Raw genomic sequence first — 16,982 nt, 5'->3', positions numbered from 1 at the left:
TCTTTCCTAATCAGCAGGGACAAGCGCTCCTATTGCTCTTGCCCCAAGCGGACAAAGTGGGAAAAGTCGTTGGCGGCCACGGCGTCGTACACGGCGTCGACGGCGTCAAAGACCTCCGGGGACATAGGGTTGTAAAACTCCGTATCGCCCGGCTGAATCCCTATGAAGACGATATCTTCGCACGATTGCTCGATTTCCTCGATCAGAATCGACAAAGGGAGCGAATGCGTGGTGAACATCGACTTGCGGGCCACGTCACGTTTGTCGAGCAGGCGGATGGCACCGACGGGCAGCGCCATGTCGGCGGCATCGACCAAAACCAAACGCGGCGGACGCTCGCGCTTGACCTCGATGATGTCGTCCTCGGGCGTTTGGCCGCCGTCGATGGTGTACCAACCGGCAATGGGCGCGTCCTCCATCTTTTTGGAGAGCACGGGGCCGGCGGCATCGTCGGCACGCAGCACGCTTCCCGCCGTGAGCACGATACCCGCAAACGGGGCGCCGTTCACACGACCATCCACAACGCGACCCATTACTGCAACCTTCCCGTCAGATACACGCCCGACACATCGCGCACGCGCTCAATCAGATCGCGAAACTTCATTAAGAACGCGACCTGCTGGGCATGCAGGCCAAAGTCGGCATCGAACACCGAGATGCCAGCCTTGGCCGAACCGCGAAAACCGCGCTCGTCGAGCAGCGTATCGCAGGCCTCGAGGAGCGACGGCACAGCAGCCTTGTCGAGCTGGCACTCACCAAAGGAACGGATGGCCTCAAACTTGGTTTTGGCCTCCCCCTCCGGCAGCGCGTCGACGAGCGAATAGAACACGTTCACCGGCACCGACAGGCGCGGCTCAAAGCAATCGAGCACGCCGGTGTGGTGGCCCACGGCGAGCGTGTAGTACAGCACGTCGCAGGCCTCCTGGGGAACGTCTTCCTCGGTCTCCACAAACTTACGCGTGAGCTCATAGAAGACCACCTGGTCGGGCGCATGGCCCAGGCAGGGGTCGGCGACGCCCTCGGCGGCCTCGTCGCTTGCGCGCGAGGCATCGCCAAAAGAACCGCCGAGCATGCCGGGGCCCGCAAAGTAACCAGAGCGGTCCGTGAGCTCCATCTAGCGACCTCCGGCCAGCACCAGATCCTGCAGCGCCGAGTACACCTCGACGCGGCGCGGATCGTCCTGCTTGTCGATGAGCAGCGCCATGGCACCGCGGATATCGCCCTTGGGCGCGCCCTCGAGCGTATCCATGAACTCGTTGGCCAGGTCGCGACCGTAACGGTAGCCGCTCATGGCACGAGCCTCGCGCTCGATGGCAACGCGCAGCTTGTACGGCACGCCGGGGTGCAGGATATCGGCCTGCTCGCCGGCGGCCTCCACCGTGGTCTCGGCATGCAGCTTTTGGTCCAGCAGACCGAGTGCCATAGCAAAGCCGTAGACGGTCTGCGCGGGGCTGGGCGGGCAGCCGGGGATGTAGACATCGACCGGCAGAATCTTGTCCGTGCCGCCCCAGACGCAGTAGTTGTCGTAGAAGATGCCGCCGGTGCAGCCACACGCGCCATAGGACACCACGATCTTGGGATCGGGTGCGGCTTCAAAGGCGCGCAGGGCCGGCATGCGCATGGCACGCGTCACGGCACCGGTGTACAGCAGCACATCGGCGTGACGGGGCGAGGGCACGACCTTGATGCCAAAGCGCTCGACGTCGAAGACGGGCGTGATGGAACCGAAGATCTCGATCTCGCAGCCGTTGCAGCCGCCGCAGTCGACACGGTAGACGTACACCGAGCGCTTGATCTTCTTAAGAAGGGTCGCCTTGGCCTTCTCGATGCTCTCGTCGAGCTCGATCTTGGTCGGGCGGTACTGAAGCCGCTCGGGCAAAAGCGTGGGTTCGGCCATGGTTACTCCTCCTTCGTTTCAAAATCCATGATGATGCCCTCGACCGGCGCCGGACCGGCGGGAATCTCGGGCGCATCGGGGTTGAGCTCGCGGTCGATATACTCCGGGTTCACACCGTGGCCGCCCAGATACTCCATGCCGGGGCCCTGGGGCTCACCGGACGCAAGCGTCTCGTTGGCAGCCATGCCGTGCGCGTTGCCGGTCTTTACGGCCGAGGCGGCGCGCAGGGCGTCGAGCTCGCGCTTGCACTCCTGGCACATACCGACGGTACGGGCGGCCTGCTCGGCCTCCATGCCGCCGGCCTTTTGCAGCAGGCGCTTGGCGTAGTCGATCTCCTTGTGCGGGGCGAACGGCTTGCCGCAGCGCGAGCAGTGCTCGAGCGTGTAGACGCTCTTGCTGGTGAGGTCGTCCTTGCTCATGACGGCCAGCTCAAACTCATCGGTGAGCTTGATGGCCTCCATGGGGCAGGCTTCCTCACAGCGGCCGCAAAAGATGCAGCGACCGTAGTCGATCGACCAGGTGATGGTATCAGCCGCAAGGTCGGTGTCCATGCGAATGGCATCGGCCGGGCACGCCACGCCGCAGGCTCCACAGGCGATGCAGAGCTCGGCATTGTGCTCGGGCTTGCCGCGCATGTCCTTGTTGGTGGGGAACGGCGCAAACGGGTACTTGACCGTCGCGTCGCCGGCCTTGGCGTTAACCTTCCAAAGCTTCAGCATATTAGAGCGCCTCCTCATCGAGCGGAGCGGCCATGGTGCCCTCGCCCGCAAGCGGCGACTTGTCGCGCCAGACGTTCTCGAACTGCTCCTTGTCAAGCACGTGGTCGCGCTTGGCGGCGACATCGGTCACCGTCACGCGGTCGGTGCAGGAGTAGCACGGGTCGAGCGAGCCGACGATCAGCGCCGCGTCGCCCACGGTATTGCCGCGGAACATGTAGCGCAGGACCGGCCAGTTGCTGTACGTGGCCGCCTTGGCGCGCCAGCGGTAGCACTTCTGGTTGTTGCCGAGCATGGCCCAGTGCACGTCCTCGCCGCGCGGAGCCTCGGTGGCGCCGATGGCGTACTTGTGCGGGGTGTACTCCCAATCCGTGGTGAGGATGGGGCCCGACGGGCAGTTCTCGAGCATGGTCTCGATCATGTCGATCGAATCGTAGACCTCCTGGATGCGGACGGCGGTGCGGCCGAAGGCATCGCAGGTGTCTGCCGTGGCAGCATGCATCTTCTGAACATCCGGATCGGCGTAGCCGTCGAAGGGATGGTCGAAGCGCACGTCGCGGGCATAGCCCGAGCCACGCATGAGCGGGCCGACCGGCGAGAAGTCGCGTGCGATCTTGCGGTCCAGAATGCCGATACCGCTCGTACGCTCGATAAAGTTGGGCGTGGAGAGCAAGACGTCGACGAGCTCCTGAACCTCGGAGCGCAGCTGGTGGATGGTCGTGAGCGTGGAGAGCTTCTGCTCGGCCAAAATGTCGCGACGCACGCCGCCGATCACGTTGAGACCGTAGGTCTTGCGGTGACCGGAGAGCTTCTCGGCCAGGTCCATGGACTTCTCGCGGACGCGGAAGAACTGCTGGAAGCCGGAGTCGAAGCCCGTGTAGTGCGATGCGAGGCCAATATTGAGCAGGTGCGAGTGCAGACGCTCGACCTCGAGCATGATGGCGCGGATGTACTGGGCGCGCGGCGGGACATGAATGCCCTGGGCGCGCTCGACGGCCTCGGCGTAGGCCACCGAGTGGGCGCAGCCGCAGATACCGCAGATGCGGTCGGCGAGGAACGTCACGGCATCATAGTTCAGGCGCGTCTCGGCGACTTTCTCCATGCCGCGGTGCACGTAGAACAGACGGTAGTCGGCGTCGACGATAGTCTCGCCCTCGACGAACAGGCGGAAGTGGCCAGGCTCGTCGGAGGTAATGTGCAGCGGGCCCATGGGGACGAGCGTGGTCTCCTTGCCCTTGGTGTCGGCCAAGAACTCGTAGTTTTCCATGTCGCTCGCGGGAGCGGGACGGAAGCGGTAGTCCATGGAGTCCTTGCGCAGCGGGTACAGGCCGCTGGGCCAGTCATCGGGCAGTACCAGGCGGCGACGGTCGGGCAGACCCTCGGGGATCAGGCCGAACATGTCGCGCAGCTCGCGCTCGCCCCACACGCAGGCGGGGACGAACGGCGTCACGGACGGGAACGTCATCTTGGCGGGATCGACCTCGGTGCGCACGGTCACCCAGCCGGGGTCCTCCCCCTCCATGGAGATGACGTAATACACGGCGTAACGGCCGCACAGGCTGCGCTCATCGTTGCCGATGATCACGGGAATCCAGCCGTAGCGCTCGTAGTACAGGTAGTGGACGGCCTCGGGCAGCTTGTCCTGCTTGACGGTAATCGTCAGCTGGTCCTCGCACTGCCACTCAACCTTCTCGATAGCGCCCGGCACTGCGGCGCGCAGGGCCTCGACGTGACTTTCGCAACGACGAGCGTAGTCCTTCTTTTCAGGTTCTGCCATGGTGCTAATTCACCTCGCTTGTCTTGGTCTGGGAACTGAACACCATGCGGTAGAGAGGAGCCTCGTGGAGCTCTTCGACGCTCTGGTTCAAAACGACGGACGTTGCATCCTCGACGCCGCTCGTGATGGCGACCGGGGTGGCGATACCGAACCACATGACCACGATCGCGAGGGCGATCTCGGGGATGATCATGAGGGCGGGCACCTCGTGGCGCTTCATGCCCTCGGGCGCCTTGCCGAAGATGGACTTGAGCGCGATGCCGGTAAGGGCAAAGTACACGCCGGTGAGGCCAATGGCCACGAGCACGACCACCCAGATGGGACCGGACTGGACACCGGCCACGAAGGTGAGGAACTCGGAGATGAACAGGGCGAACGGCGGGAAGGCGGCGAGCGCGAGCAGGGCGATGATGGTGAGCGCTGCCGTGACGGGAGCGATCTCGACGACGCCCTTGATCTTGTTCAGGTCGCGGGTGTGGTAGATGTGCTGGATGTTACCGGCCATGCAGAAGGCGAGCGCCTTCGTGAAACCGTGGAAGATGCAGTGCAGCAGGCAGGCGGCGATACCGAGCGGACCACCGATACCCAGGCACAGCGCGACCACGCCGACGTTGTCGACGGAGGAGTACGCGAAGCGGCGCTTGATATCGTCCTGCTTAAAGATGCACAGGGCGGCCACCAGGATGGACAGCGTGCCCAGGATGAGCAGGAGCGTACGCGGATAGGTGTCGCCCACCGTGATGATGGACAGGGAGTAGAAGCGGATGATCACCAGCATGGCGCACTTGAGCAGCACGCCCGAGAGCAGCGCGGAGACCGGGCTCGGAGCCTGGGAGTGCGCGTCGGGCAGCCAAGTGTGCATGGGGAACAGGCCCGCCTTGGTGCCGAAGCCGATGACGATGAACGCGAACGCGAGGCGCACGAGCATCGGGTCGAATTGGTCGGCGTAGGGCATGATGGAGGTGAGGAAGGCTGCCTCATGCGCGTTGGGCATGATATCGGCGGCGTTCGCGTAGATGAGCAGCGTGCCGAACAGGCCGAAGGCCACGCCGGCGGTGCAGACCATCGCGTACTTCCAAGACGCCTCGAGCGCCTGCTTGTTCTTGTAGATGCCCACGAGGAACACGGTCGACAACGTGGTGGCCTCGACCGCCGCCCAGGTGAGGATGATGTTGTTGGACAGGCAGGCGAGCAGCATCGTGAAAACGAACAGGCTAAACAGCGCGTAGTACTGCTTGGTGCGCTCGGCCGGCATGGTCTTCTCCTCGATATCGATCTTGATATAGGAGATGGAGTACACGCCGGTGATGAACCCGATGATGCCTACCAGAAGGACGAAGATCGACGAGAGCGAATCGAGATGGAGCCACAGGCCCAAAGCGTCGATATTCTGCCCGCTCGAGAGCATGGTTCCCGCGGTGACGACCGAAAGGACGAGGGTCGCCGCGACGGAGATGGTGTTGAGCCCCGCAAAGACGCTGTAGGACGTCGTCTTGGGGAGCGCAGCCATAATCAGGGAGAACACGAGGGGACAAGCGAGCAGGGCGACCGTCAGCATTGAAACATCCATGGCCTACCCCTTCAATTCGGTCAGGTCGTGGGAGTCGAGCGACTTGGTGTCGTTCCAGATCCTCACGACGACGGCGGACATGATGATGACGGCGAAAATGGCGTCGGTGGCGATGCCGATCTCGATGATCTCGGGGGCCGTGGGCGCGAGCAGGGCGAGCGTCACGTGGCTACCGTTCTCCATAAGGCAGTACCCGAAGATTTGCTTGAGGATGTTGCGCTGGGAGATGATGCACGTGAGGCCGACGAAGAAGTGCGCGAAGCTGATGGCGAGGGCCGGAGTAGCCACCTCAGCGGTGGGCAGGCTCAGGCGCGTGACCACCGCGAAGCAGATGGCCACCTCCAGACCGGTGAGGATGATGGTCCAGGCCGGCTTGATGGAGGAGGTCAGCGTGCTATCGGCAGGCGAACCCATCTTTTTGTAGGCACGGTTGAGAATGAACGGAACGAGGATCACCTTGGTGACGAAGGCCGACGCGGCCCACATGAGAAGCTCGGTGGCACCGGTGGTGAGGCCCAGGGTGAGCAGCACGCCCACCAGGACAACCGACTGGATCGCGTACCACTTAATGGCGGACGGGATGGTCTTCGAGACGACCACCATGGTGGAGGTCACGATCAGAAGACCGCCCAGGATATTGACTAACGAATAACCCATGTCCTACCTCCTAACCCATCCAACTAGAGGACAGAGGACCGGCGACGACGACCATGATCATGAGGACGACGAACACGAACGCCATGGCGCGCGGAAGGGGCTGGCCGGCGGCCACGGTCTCGCTCGGCTCACCGGGCAGGACCTTACCCATCCAACGCAGGAACCATGCGAAGGTGGCGACGGTCTCGACGACCATGACGCACACGAGGACGAAGATGACCGTGTTGGAAGCACCAACCGCGAAGCCACCGGAAATAATCTGGAACTTGGAGAAGAACGTGCTCATGGGGGGCACGCCGGCGATAGCGGTCGCGGCGACCGCGAAGCCCACGCCCGTGACCGGGTACTTCTTCATGAGGCCCTGGATCTTGGGCAACATACGGGTTCCCAGCGTGAAGCTGAGGGAGCCGGCGATGAGGAAGAACAGGGTTTTGGTGAACGCGTGGTTGAAGATGTGCTCGACGGCGCCGTTGAACGCCATCTGGCTTCCGAACACGGAGAGGCCCAGGCCGAAGAACACGTAGGCGAGCTGCGCGATCGTCGAGAAGGCGAGCAGGCGCTTCATATCCTTCTGGGGCAGGTACATGAGGAAGCCGAAGAGCATGGTCACGACGGCGTCGATGATGGCGACCCAACCGACGATCTCGGGGATATCGCCGGCACTCGCAAGAGCGCGGGCGAACACGCACACGCCGACCTTCACCATGGACGCGCCATGGAGGTAGGCGGAAACGGGCGTGGGGGCCTCCATTGCGGAGGGCAGCCACATGTAGAGCGGGAACTGGGCGGACTTGGCCCAAGCGGCGAACAGGATGAGCAGCAGCACGACGGTCTTCATACCGGAATCGAGCTGGGAGATCGCGCTCAGCGCGAACGTGCCGGTTCCGGCGAACAGGAAGGCCGCGCCGATGTAGAGTCCCAGAGCGCCGATATGGGTGATGATGAGCGCCTTCATACCGGCCTTCTTGGCCGTGGGCGTCATGTAGTAGCTGATGAGGCCCCAGGAGCACACGCCGGTGATCTCGAAGAAAACGAGCTGGCCGACGATGGTGGAGCTGTAGGCGAGACCGGCCATGGCGCCGATGAACGTGGAGAAGTACACGTAGAAGCGGCGACGGGGCGCGTCGGGATGCTCCTTGTTCTTATCGCTCATGTACGGGAACGAATAGATGACGACGAGCAGGCCGATAGCGACGAACGCGGGTGCGAGCAGCGTGCTCATCCGGTCGAATATGAAGCCCATGACCAAGGTCTGGCCCATACTCGCCCAGGTTACATCGACCGCGTTCATGCCGTTTCCGGCAAACGTCGCGGCCAAGCCAACGGAAGCGACCGTGGCGATGCCGCCGGCAAAGGCGCAGACCCATTTAGCGTAGGGACGCGGCAGCATGACGATGAGCAGGGAGCCCAGCATGGGGACGGCGATCGCCACCATGGCAAAGAGGGACAAGCTCGATTCGATTGACATAGTTTCTCCCTTCTCCCTACACGCCTACGACGACGAAGACGAACGCGAGGACCGCGATGCCGACGACGGCCCAGGTCTGGTTACCGAGCACCTTGAAGCGCGAACGGGAAACGGAGTTCTCGAGCACGCCGCAGACAACGAAATCGACCAGGCACTTGACAAGGAAGACGACGGCGCCCACGAGAGCGGTGACGCCGATGGTCGCGGGCTCTCCCCAGGGGATGAAGATGGAGGTGAACCAAGCGACGACCACGACCTGCTTCATGCCCATGGCGAGCTTCATCATGGCCAGGGACGGGCCGGAGAGCTCGGCGAGCGGGCCCTCCTGGAGCTCCTGCTCGGCTTCGGCCTGATCGAACGGAAGCTTGCCGAGCTCCATATAGCAGGCGGCCGCGAAGGCGACGCCGGCGAGGATGACGGCGACGACGCTCGAGACGTTGCCCGTAACGACGTGCTGACCCATGGTCGCAATGTCCGTGGAGCCGCACACGATGGCGACGGTAAACAGCGCGATGAGCATGGACGGCTCGATGAGCACGCTCATGAGGAGCTCGCGGATACCGCCGAAGCCCGCGTAGGCGTTGGAGGAATCCACGCCGGACAGCGCGAAGAAGAAGCGGGACAGCGCGAGCGCGTACATGATGGTGATGGCGTCACCAAAGACGGGCATGGGGCTCTCGAGCGTGAACATGGGCAGGCCCATGGCGAGCATGAACGACACCGCGAGGAACAGCGGCGGCATGATGCGCAGCACGAAGCTCGAGTCGGAACTCACGGACTCGGGACGCGCCATGAGCTTCGCGAGGTCCCGGTAATCCTGAAGGATGGACGGACCGCGGCGATTGTGCATCTTCGCGCGAATCACACGGGCGAGGCCGGAGAAGAAGGGCGCGACCAGCATGACCACGAGGCCCTGCGCTATCGCAAGAACGATGTTCATAATATCCTCTCCTCTCTCTAGACCATGACCACGGCGAGCACGAGGAAGACCACGAGCGCCGCGACGATGTAGCAGATGTATACGGAGTAGTTGCCGCCCTCGATCTTGGAGGCGAGGCCGGCCAGCTTATCGGCACCCTCGCTCGGTGCATCGACCAGGAAGCGGTCGGGCAGGGGCTCAACGCCCTGGGCGACACCGGTGAGCTTCTGGAACACGTGCGCGATGGACCAGCAGATCTTGGTGCATACCTCGCGCAGGGTGTAGAGCGGGCCCATGAAGAGCTCTACGTCTGACGCGAAGCTCGTGGCGACGACGGGCATGTGCTCGTTGGGCTCGTAGCCGCACGCCCAAGGGTCGGTCTTCTTAGCGGGGGCCTTGGTGCCGAGGCAGGACCTCAACACGAACGCGAGGCCGGTGAGGACCACGAGCGCGATGGCGATCGCGGGGGTGGAGGTGGCGGCACCGGAAATCTCGTTCACCAGAGACACGCCCGAGGTGGCTGTGATGGCAGAGCCGGCAAGCACGCTCTGGGCGACGTCGCCCAGAACCGGGGCGATGACGGGAGAGCCGATTCCCAGCACCACGCAGATGGCCGCGAGGAGCATCTGCGAGAACAACATCGGAGCCGGGGACTCCTTGGCGTTCGCGGCCTCCTGGGAACGAGGGCTGCTCGCGAACGAGACGCCGTAGGCCTTCACGAAGCACGTGACGGCCAGGGCACCGGTGATGGCGAGGGCGGCCGCGGAGGCGACGGCGAACACCATGACGACCGGGTTGGAGAGCGTCGAGATGTTGAACAGGGACTGGTAGGTGAACCACTCGGAAACGAAGCCGTTGAGCGGCGGGATAGCCGAGATGGCAAGGGCACCGATGAGGAAGCAGACGGCCGTGACCGGCATACGGCGGAACAGGCCGCCCATCTTCTCCATGTTGCGCGTACCCGTGGCATAGAGCAGGGAGCCCGCGCCGAGGAACAGCTCGCCCTTGAACATGGCGTGGTTGAGCGTGTGGTAGAGGGCGGCCATGAGCGCGATCGTCGCGATGACGTCGTTGCCCAGGGCGTGCGCCGTCATGGACGCGCCGACACCGAGCAAGATGATGCCGATGTTCTCGACGGAGTGGTAGGCCAGCAGGCGCTTAATGTCGTGCTCGTGGAGGGCGTAGACGACGCCCAGGACCGACGAGATGGATCCGAAGACCAGGACCATGAGGCCCCACCAGAGCTGGACGCCCGAACCCGCGAGCAGGTCGAGACCGACCTTGAGGATTCCCAGGATGCCGATCTTGATCATGCCGCCGGACATGAGGGCGGACACGTTGGACGGCGCCTCGGGGTGCGCCTGGGGCAGCCAGGAGTGCAGCGGGATGATACCGGCCTTTGCGCCGAATCCGAAGAACGCGAGGACGAAGCACGCGGAGGAGACGGCGGGTCCAAAGTCATGCGTACGGAAATCACTGAAGCTGAAGGAACCGCCCACGCCGTTGGTCATGAGCAGGAAGCTCGCCATGATAAGGACAAAGCCCACGTGCGCGATGACGAAGTAGAGCCAACCGCCCCTAATGGAGTTCTTGTTCTCCTCGATAACGACAAGGAAGTAGCTCGTAAGGGACATGAGCTCAAAGGCGACCAGGAACCAGAACACGTTGTCGGCGGTGATGACGAGCATCATCGAGGCGACGAAGGTGTTCATGAAGAAACCGGCGCGCCCGACCTTGCCCGGGTACTCATCGAAGTAGGACAGACCGTAGATAAAGCCCGCAAAGGCGAGGATTGAGATGAGGACCACGATCAGGCCCGCAAGGCCGTTGAGCAAGAGCTCGAGACGGGCGAACGGGAAAAAGAAGACCGTGTTGAGGGACGAAACGTCGCCAAGCACGGCCTCGAGGCCCGCGATGAACGACAGCACGGCCGCGACGGCGCCGATCAGGCAGCCGGCGGTCTTGGCGGCGTTATCGGCCTTGATCAGCAGAACCGAGGCGAGCGCACCGATGCACGAGACGGCAAGCGATGCGATAAACAGCGTCATGCTATCCATTGTTTACGCTCCCTTCTGCTTTCTCGGACAGGCCCTGGGCCACAGCGGTAACGTCGACGACTGGACCGTTTTCGATCGAGCGCAGGCGCTTGGCCTCGTCGAGCTCGCGATCGGCCGCGCCGCCCATGACGGTCAGCGCCTTGGTGGGGCACGCCGCCACACAATGCGGGCCGTCCGGATCGAAGGCGCACAGGTCGCACTTGACAGCGCAGGTGTACTGGCCGGGAGCCCACGTAAGCAGGCTGCTCAGGGACTTAGGATACGAAGGCGTCGGGTCGCACATGCCTGCGACACCGGCGATAGACGTGCCATCGGGATGGATGGCTCCGAAGGGGCACGCGATGGCGCACAGCCTGCACCCGATGCACTCCTGCTCCTTGACGTGGATGCGGTCGCCATCGTGCTCGATGGCATTCACCGGGCAGACCTCGGCGCAGGGGGCACCCTCGCAATGGTGGCAGGCAAGGGCGGCCGAAATACCGCCGGTCTTCACGAGCGCCAAGCGCGGCGTATCCTGAAGACCCTGCATCCGGTGGGCGTCGGCACAGGCGGACTGGCATGTTCCGCAGCCGATGCACCTCTCCGGGTTGATGTCGATGAAGCGGTTCATCCCCACTTCCTTTCAAAATAACGGGCCGGGCTCCCGAACGTACGGGACGCCCGGCCCAAAAAGCCAACGAGAACGGGACTACACGATTTGGTTCACGTGCGTCTCGTCATCGAACTTGGCGGCGCCGGGCTCAACGTCCTGGGGAGCGGCGGCGTCTACCAGAGCCTGCTTGAGCTCGGTGTACTGACGCTCGACCTCGCCCTCGGCCCAGACCTGGTCGGCGATAGCGTCGACCTGGCAGGCGGAGAACTTGTCCTCGGGCGTGTGCGAGACCGGGTCGACCTTGTGAATGGTCAGCTCGTTGCACTTGCCGATCCACCACTGGTAGGTCATATAGACCGTGCCCTTGTTGATACGGTCGCTCACGTCGGCGCGGCTGTATACCTGACCGCGGCGGCTGTGAATCGAGACGATGTCGCCGTTCTTGATGCCGCGCGCCTGGGCGTCCGCGGGATTCATGCGGACAAAGCCGGGCTCGTCGGCAAGCAGTGCCAGCGTCTTGCAGTTGCCGGTCATCGAGCGGCAGCTGTAGTGGCCGACCTCGCGGACGGTGCACAGGATGAGCGGGTACTCATCATCGGGAAGCTCGGAGGGCGCCTCCCAGTCGTGCGCCATCAGGTTGGCGCGACCGTCCTTGGTGGTGAACTTGCCACCAGCGAACATGTCGGGCGTACCGTGGTCGTTCACATCGGTGCTCTTGACAGGCCACTGGGCGTAGCCGCCCTCGGGAGCCATCTTCTCGTAGGTTGCGCCCACAAAGTTGGGGCACAGGCTGATGCACTCGTTCCAGATCTGCTCGGTGTTGTCGTAGTGCATGGGGTAACCCATACGCGTAGACAGGTCCGCGAAGATCTCCCAGTCGTGACGGCACTCGCCCTTGGGCGGAACGGCCGCGTCAAAGTGCTGGAAGCTACGGTCGGATGCGGTAAAGACACCCTCGTGCTCGCCCCAAGAGGTAGCGGGCAGGATGACGTCGGCGAGCATGGTCGTCTGCGTCATAAAGATGTCCTGGCAAATGAACAGATCCAGCTCGGAGAGCGTCTTGCGCATACCGGCCGAATCGGGCTCGGTCTGCACCGGGTCCTCGCCGTAGTTGTAGAAGCAGTGCACCTTGCCCTCGTCGACCAGGTGGCCCAGGTCGGTGAGCTTGTAGCCCTCCTCGAGCGGGAGCTTTTCCTCGGGCACGCCCCAAGCCTTGGCAAACTTGGCACGCACAGCCGGGTCGGTGACTTTCTGGTAGCCAGGGTACAGGTTGGGCAGCATGCCCATATCGCAGGAGCCCTGGACGTTGTTCTGACCGCGCACGGGCGCGAGGCCGGAATTGGGTTTGCCGATCTGGCCGGCAACGCAGGCGATGGAGGCGATGGTGTGCACCGTCTTCAGGTTCTGCTTCTGCTGGCATACGCCCATGCCCCAGCCAATGATGGCAGAGGGCTTCGCCGTGGCGTACATCTCGGCAGCTTGGTGGATCAACGCGGGCTCGACACCCGTGATGTCCTGTACGGATTCGGGAGTGTAGTTCTTGATGGTCTCCCACCACTCGTCAAAGCCGTTCGTGTGCTCGGCGACGAATTCCTTGTCGTAAAGGCCATCGTTGACCAAGCAGTTGGCAAAGGCGTTGAGGAACGCGACGTTGCAACCGTTCTTGATCGGAAGGTAGAGATCGGCGATACGCGCGGTTTCGATATGGCGCGGATCGGCGACGATGATCTTGCAACCCTTTTCTTTGGCTCGCACGATACGCCTTGCGACGATGGGGTGCGAATCGGCAGGGTTATAGCCGAAGAGGAAAATGCAGCCCGCATCCTCCATACCGGGGATGGAGCATGACATGCAACCTGAACCAACCGTGTCCATCAGACCGAGGACAGTAGGGCCGTGTCAAGTACGGGCGCAGTTGTCCACGCTGTGGGTGCCGATGCACGCACGCGTAAACTTCTGCATGACGTAGTTCGCCTCATTGCCGCCGCCTCGCGAAGAGCCGGTGGTCATGACAGCGTTAGGACCATATTCGTCAATTATGGCCTGCATCTTAGATGCGGTGAAATCCAGTGCCTCGTCCCAGCTTACGCGCTCAAGATCCGCGCCCTTGGTGCGGCGGATCATCGGGTGCAGTACGCGAGGAGTCAAGATCTTGGTGTCGTTGATGAAGTCATAGCCGCTCATGCCCTTAAGGCACAGCTCGCTCTGGTTGGTGATGCCGTTGAGCGGTTCGGTACCCACGACCTGGCCGTTTTGGACCAAGAGGTTAAACTGGCAACCGGCGCCGCAGTACGGGCAGATCACTTTATGCTTCTCCATGACACCCTCCTTCCTTTCTCTGCTACCGAATGCTCGGTACTTATTTGACAATCATTGGGCCTGTCGCCCGACGCTTACGCCTCGTTTTCGATGGTGGCGCGGGCACGCTCGGCGGTCAGCTCCGCCAAACGCTCCTCGTCTACCAGGGTGAGGCCCTTGGTCGGGCACGCCTCGGCACACGCCGGACCGCCGGGACGGTCCACGCACAGGTCGCACTTGAGCACGAAGCTCTTAGTCTGCGAACCCACTCGCACGTCACCCATCAAGACGGGGACCTGCGTGGTCGCCACGCTCACGGCGCCAAAGGGGCATGCCATGACGCAGCTCTTGCAGCCGATGCAGTTGTCCTCGTTGACGCCGATGCGATGGTTCTTTGGATCAAAGAACAAGGCGCCCGTAGGACAGGCCTTCGCGCACGGGGCATCCTCGCAGTGATGGCAAGCCACCGGTGCGGAGATCTCGTACGTACGCGTCACGCGCAGGCGCGGCGCGGCGATGTTACCGGGAATATCGTGTGCCTCGATGCACGCCGCCATACAGGTTTGGCACCCAATGCAGCGTGAAGAATCAGCCACGACTCGTTTATTGCCCATGTTGTTCACTCCCTCCTGAATCCCATGCCGGAGAGACCCTGTCGACGTTACCCCGGACCGCCCGTGGTCCGGCATCGGCGTATCGAGCGCATGCGGCGAAACAGGCGCTTCGATAGAGTTCCTCCAACGATATACAGGTTAAATATACGCAGTTGCCTGGGGCAAACTTGAGCATAGGCCCTGCAATACGGGTGTATTGCAGAGGTTTTGGCAGGTTGGAATTATTCTCGGATAGCTATAAAGGTGAGTGTATTACATACGTACATCCAAGGGAGATTTCACGCTCGTTTATAAAGAATGTAATACGTTTGATATATATTTCGCGCTCATTAACTTGAGTGCAATAAAGTAGTGGTTATAAGATTGGTTATTATTAGCCAATGCTGTATTTGACCATTTATATTGCACGCTCATTAAGGGAGGCCAGTGATGTCATCGACTCAAAAAAGAGCCATCCTGCAGGTGCGCATTCGCGAGGAAGACAAGCAGCATGCCGAACATCTCTACGACGCCATGGGCACATCGCTCGCCGAGGCTGTCCGCCTATTTGTCGCGCAGAGCATTTTGATGCGCAAGCTTCCCTTTCAGCCAGTCGCCGTGCGCTCAAAGGTTGGCACCGCCGCCTATGGATCGCTCAAAGCATATGGTGACCCCAATCGCCGCGCCGAGGAACGCAATGCCTGGATTGAGTACCTTGCCACAGAAAACGACGATTCGATTTTGGGTCCCGAGGAAGTAGATATCCATGAGTAGCACCATCATCGACGAGACCGTCATCCTGCGCTACCTGCTTGACGACGACGAAGTTCTGTCCCCGCGCGCCGCCAAGGTCATCGCCACGCGCACCGCTCGTGTCTACCCCGAAATCATCACGCGCGTCGTGGTCACGCTGCGCGACGTCTATAAGGTTCCCCGCGTTGAGATTGCTGCGGCTATGAAAAGGCTGCTCGATGACGTCATGGTCGACGAGCCCACCGTTGTCGCCCTTGCCATCAAACTCTTTGGCAAAACCCATATGGACTTTACCGACTGCCTCCTCGCAGCCCGAACCGCCATCTACAACGATGATGTCGTGAGCTTTGGCAAGCCCATCATCCAAGGCATGATCGATTACCGCCGCCAGCGCCAAACCGCTGCCGACGCCCGCGACCGCGCCGCCGAATCCCGCAGCCGAAGCACCGACTCCACCATCGACAAGCTCCGCCACCACGGTCGCCACTAACCCCATCCCCTCCTAAGTTGCGGTGAAATACGGACTGTTTTTGCTGGTCAAACCGCAAAACAGTCCGTATTTCACCGCAACTTATTGAAGGTGGACCGCGAACGATTTCGCTATCGGGATTCGGCGTAGGGTTTTGTTGTCGGAATGCCGTAGCCGCGCATCATGGCACCGAACGATTCTACGTCATAGGTGTCCGAGAGTTTGAAATGAATGACGTTGTGGCCCATGGCGCGAAGGTTCGCGTCGCGCATGAGGGCCGCTCGATACGTTTTTGCCGCCGCCTGCTCTGGATCATTTTGAGCTTCGTCTTCAAACTTGCCTAGCCCATGCAGCTCTGCCAGCGTCCATGAGCCGCCTGGCATCTGCCAGCCATAATCTGCTAGATAATAGCCAGCGTTTCCCGGTCGCGTTATCTCAACTTGAAGCTCAGGCGCGGCAACCCCAGCGAGAATCATCGCTGCTCTCGCCTCGGACTCGCCGCCATTGTCTGACCTGCCGTCCATATGCTCAAAAACGTCAAAAGCACGCGCGATGCCATGCAACCCTCGGCAATTTGCCTGCGCATATGCCCGCAGCTCTTCGCGTTCGACATCGTACTCACGGGCCAAGCCATCGACATAGCCCAGCGCATAACGAAAGGCGCTCGTTCGAGCGATATCAACAACCGTTCGATACGGATCCGTCAGCGTAAACAGACCGAGCCGCCACACTTCGCCCACCCGCCAGCGCTTGTATTCAACGAACTCATACGTATCACGCCTTGTAGACCGTGGCAGCAGTACTTGCACTTTATCCAGAAGCGTATACGCCGAGCCGATGCCGTAGAGCAGCGCTGCTGTCGATCCGCAAAACACAGCATCCGGTTCAACGACCGCAATAGCGGATGCCAGCTGAAAGATGCGATCTTCAACCCCAAGATTATTCCAATAGACCGGATCCGCATACACGTGGTTGTAAAGACGAAGCATGAGCTCTTCCTGCATAAGCTCACGCGCACGGCGTTCATCCCAAGGATCAATTGTTATAAGCAGCTGTCCATCTTGATGAATTCCAACGGCCGAGAATAGCATCCTTGCATAGGACTGCGGAAAATGTTTGCCTTTATCGAGCATGGCCAACCCCATAACCATCACGGCGGAGAGAATACCATTACGCTATCGCATGCTTCCGTCCGCAGGCCTTGCCAAAAGCTGAC

At 61.8% G+C, this 16,982-nt stretch carries 16 protein-coding genes; 2 read left to right on the top strand and 14 right to left on the bottom strand.

Features of this window, described 5'->3' with window-relative positions:
* Positions 1-29: 29 nt before the first annotated feature.
* From hycI to HMPREF9463_RS06980, 13 genes are all read right to left on the bottom strand, one after another.
* The gene (gene hycI / locus HMPREF9463_RS07045) at positions 30-533 is read right to left on the bottom strand and encodes a hydrogenase maturation peptidase HycI (protein WP_052044134.1); all 504 of its coding nucleotides are present in this window, start codon (positions 531-533) and stop codon (positions 30-32) included.
* Positions 533-1,114, bottom strand: a complete 582-nt coding sequence (locus HMPREF9463_RS10480) for a formate hydrogenlyase maturation HycH family protein (protein WP_052044133.1) — start codon at positions 1,112-1,114, stop codon at positions 533-535. The genes hycI and HMPREF9463_RS10480 overlap by 1 nt, the downstream gene beginning before the upstream one ends.
* Positions 1,115-1,897 (bottom strand): NADH-quinone oxidoreductase subunit B family protein, encoded by a 783-nt coding sequence (locus tag HMPREF9463_RS07035; protein WP_006234107.1) that lies wholly within the window; start codon positions 1,895-1,897, stop codon positions 1,115-1,117.
* A gap of 2 nt (positions 1,898-1,899) precedes the next feature.
* The gene (locus HMPREF9463_RS07030) at positions 1,900-2,616 is read right to left on the bottom strand and encodes a formate hydrogenlyase complex iron-sulfur subunit (protein ID WP_084591825.1); all 717 of its coding nucleotides are present in this window, start codon (positions 2,614-2,616) and stop codon (positions 1,900-1,902) included.
* A 1-nt stretch (position 2,617) separates the two neighbouring features.
* Positions 2,618-4,390, bottom strand: a complete 1,773-nt coding sequence (locus HMPREF9463_RS07025) for a hydrogenase large subunit (protein WP_035138048.1) — start codon at positions 4,388-4,390, stop codon at positions 2,618-2,620.
* Positions 4,391-4,394: 4 nt separating this feature from the next.
* Complete coding sequence (locus tag HMPREF9463_RS07020) at positions 4,395-5,960, bottom strand: hydrogenase 4 subunit F (protein ID WP_035138046.1); 1,566 nt, start codon at positions 5,958-5,960, stop codon at positions 4,395-4,397.
* Positions 5,961-5,963: 3 nt separating this feature from the next.
* Positions 5,964-6,617 (bottom strand): hydrogenase 4 membrane subunit, encoded by a 654-nt coding sequence (gene hyfE / locus HMPREF9463_RS07015; protein ID WP_035138044.1) that lies wholly within the window; start codon positions 6,615-6,617, stop codon positions 5,964-5,966.
* Between the two features lie 10 nt (positions 6,618-6,627).
* On the bottom strand, positions 6,628-8,085 hold the full coding sequence (locus tag HMPREF9463_RS07010) for a hydrogenase 4 subunit D (RefSeq protein WP_035138043.1): 1,458 nt from the start codon (positions 8,083-8,085) through the stop codon (positions 6,628-6,630).
* Between the two features lie 16 nt (positions 8,086-8,101).
* Positions 8,102-9,025, bottom strand: a complete 924-nt coding sequence (locus tag HMPREF9463_RS07005) for a respiratory chain complex I subunit 1 family protein (protein ID WP_035138041.1) — start codon at positions 9,023-9,025, stop codon at positions 8,102-8,104.
* A 17-nt stretch (positions 9,026-9,042) separates the two neighbouring features.
* Complete coding sequence (gene hyfB, locus HMPREF9463_RS07000) at positions 9,043-11,061, bottom strand: hydrogenase 4 subunit B (RefSeq protein ID WP_035138040.1); 2,019 nt, start codon at positions 11,059-11,061, stop codon at positions 9,043-9,045.
* Complete coding sequence (locus HMPREF9463_RS06995; RefSeq protein WP_022095203.1) at positions 11,054-11,671, bottom strand: 4Fe-4S dicluster domain-containing protein; 618 nt, start codon at positions 11,669-11,671, stop codon at positions 11,054-11,056. Before HMPREF9463_RS06995 ends, hyfB begins: the two co-directional genes overlap by 8 nt.
* A gap of 78 nt (positions 11,672-11,749) precedes the next feature.
* On the bottom strand, positions 11,750-13,972 hold the full coding sequence (gene fdhF, locus HMPREF9463_RS11505; RefSeq protein ID WP_082421866.1) for a formate dehydrogenase subunit alpha: 2,223 nt from the start codon (positions 13,970-13,972) through the stop codon (positions 11,750-11,752).
* A 74-nt stretch (positions 13,973-14,046) separates the two neighbouring features.
* Entirely contained in the window at positions 14,047-14,565 is a 519-nt protein-coding gene (locus tag HMPREF9463_RS06980; RefSeq protein ID WP_022095206.1) for a 4Fe-4S dicluster domain-containing protein, read from the bottom strand.
* A 429-nt stretch (positions 14,566-14,994) separates the two neighbouring features.
* Between HMPREF9463_RS06980 and HMPREF9463_RS10475 the strand changes: the two genes are divergently transcribed.
* A complete protein-coding gene (locus tag HMPREF9463_RS10475; protein ID WP_052044132.1) occupies positions 14,995-15,318 on the top strand; it encodes a type II toxin-antitoxin system RelB/DinJ family antitoxin in 324 nt (107 codons plus the stop codon).
* Positions 15,311-15,787 carry a PIN domain-containing protein gene (locus tag HMPREF9463_RS06970; RefSeq protein ID WP_052044131.1) on the top strand — a complete coding sequence of 159 codons (477 nt, stop codon included), beginning with the start codon at positions 15,311-15,313 and terminating at the stop codon, positions 15,785-15,787. The genes HMPREF9463_RS10475 and HMPREF9463_RS06970 overlap by 8 nt, the downstream gene beginning before the upstream one ends.
* Positions 15,788-15,897: 110 nt before the next feature.
* Here the strand turns inward: HMPREF9463_RS06970 and HMPREF9463_RS06965 are convergent, their stop codons facing one another.
* A complete protein-coding gene (locus HMPREF9463_RS06965; RefSeq protein WP_148334199.1) occupies positions 15,898-16,899 on the bottom strand; it encodes a hypothetical protein in 1,002 nt (333 codons plus the stop codon).
* Between the last annotated feature and the right edge of the window lie 83 nt (positions 16,900-16,982).

It is taken from the genome of Collinsella sp. 4_8_47FAA (assembly GCF_000763055.1).
GTDB lineage: Bacteria > Actinomycetota > Coriobacteriia > Coriobacteriales > Coriobacteriaceae > Collinsella.
The sequence above is the reverse complement of the archived record's forward strand: the minus strand, read 5'-3'. Positions and strand labels throughout refer to the sequence as shown.

What these genes read in the sequence shown, in the direction of transcription:
- hycI (WP_052044134.1), bottom strand. Translation starts at nt 533, where the DNA reads ATGGGTCGCGTTGTGGATGGTCGTGTGAACGGCGCCCCGTTTGCGGGT.
- HMPREF9463_RS10480 (WP_052044133.1), bottom strand. Translation starts at nt 1,114, where the DNA reads ATGGAGCTCACGGACCGCTCTGGTTACTTTGCGGGCCCCGGCATGCTC.
- HMPREF9463_RS07035 (WP_006234107.1), bottom strand. Translation starts at nt 1,897, where the DNA reads ATGGCCGAACCCACGCTTTTGCCCGAGCGGCTTCAGTACCGCCCGACC.
- HMPREF9463_RS07030 (WP_084591825.1), bottom strand. Translation starts at nt 2,616, where the DNA reads ATGCTGAAGCTTTGGAAGGTTAACGCCAAGGCCGGCGACGCGACGGTC.
- HMPREF9463_RS07025 (WP_035138048.1), bottom strand. Translation starts at nt 4,390, where the DNA reads ATGGCAGAACCTGAAAAGAAGGACTACGCTCGTCGTTGCGAAAGTCAC.
- HMPREF9463_RS07020 (WP_035138046.1), bottom strand. Translation starts at nt 5,960, where the DNA reads ATGGATGTTTCAATGCTGACGGTCGCCCTGCTCGCTTGTCCCCTCGTG.
- hyfE (WP_035138044.1), bottom strand. Translation starts at nt 6,617, where the DNA reads ATGGGTTATTCGTTAGTCAATATCCTGGGCGGTCTTCTGATCGTGACC.
- HMPREF9463_RS07010 (WP_035138043.1), bottom strand. Translation starts at nt 8,085, where the DNA reads ATGTCAATCGAATCGAGCTTGTCCCTCTTTGCCATGGTGGCGATCGCC.
- HMPREF9463_RS07005 (WP_035138041.1), bottom strand. Translation starts at nt 9,025, where the DNA reads ATGAACATCGTTCTTGCGATAGCGCAGGGCCTCGTGGTCATGCTGGTC.
- hyfB (WP_035138040.1), bottom strand. Translation starts at nt 11,061, where the DNA reads ATGGATAGCATGACGCTGTTTATCGCATCGCTTGCCGTCTCGTGCATC.
- HMPREF9463_RS06995 (WP_022095203.1), bottom strand. Translation starts at nt 11,671, where the DNA reads ATGAACCGCTTCATCGACATCAACCCGGAGAGGTGCATCGGCTGCGGA.
- HMPREF9463_RS06980 (WP_022095206.1), bottom strand. Translation starts at nt 14,565, where the DNA reads ATGGGCAATAAACGAGTCGTGGCTGATTCTTCACGCTGCATTGGGTGC.
- HMPREF9463_RS10475 (WP_052044132.1), top strand. Translation starts at nt 14,995, where the DNA reads ATGTCATCGACTCAAAAAAGAGCCATCCTGCAGGTGCGCATTCGCGAG.
- HMPREF9463_RS06970 (WP_052044131.1), top strand. Translation starts at nt 15,311, where the DNA reads ATGAGTAGCACCATCATCGACGAGACCGTCATCCTGCGCTACCTGCTT.
- HMPREF9463_RS06965 (WP_148334199.1), bottom strand. Translation starts at nt 16,899, where the DNA reads ATGCTCGATAAAGGCAAACATTTTCCGCAGTCCTATGCAAGGATGCTA.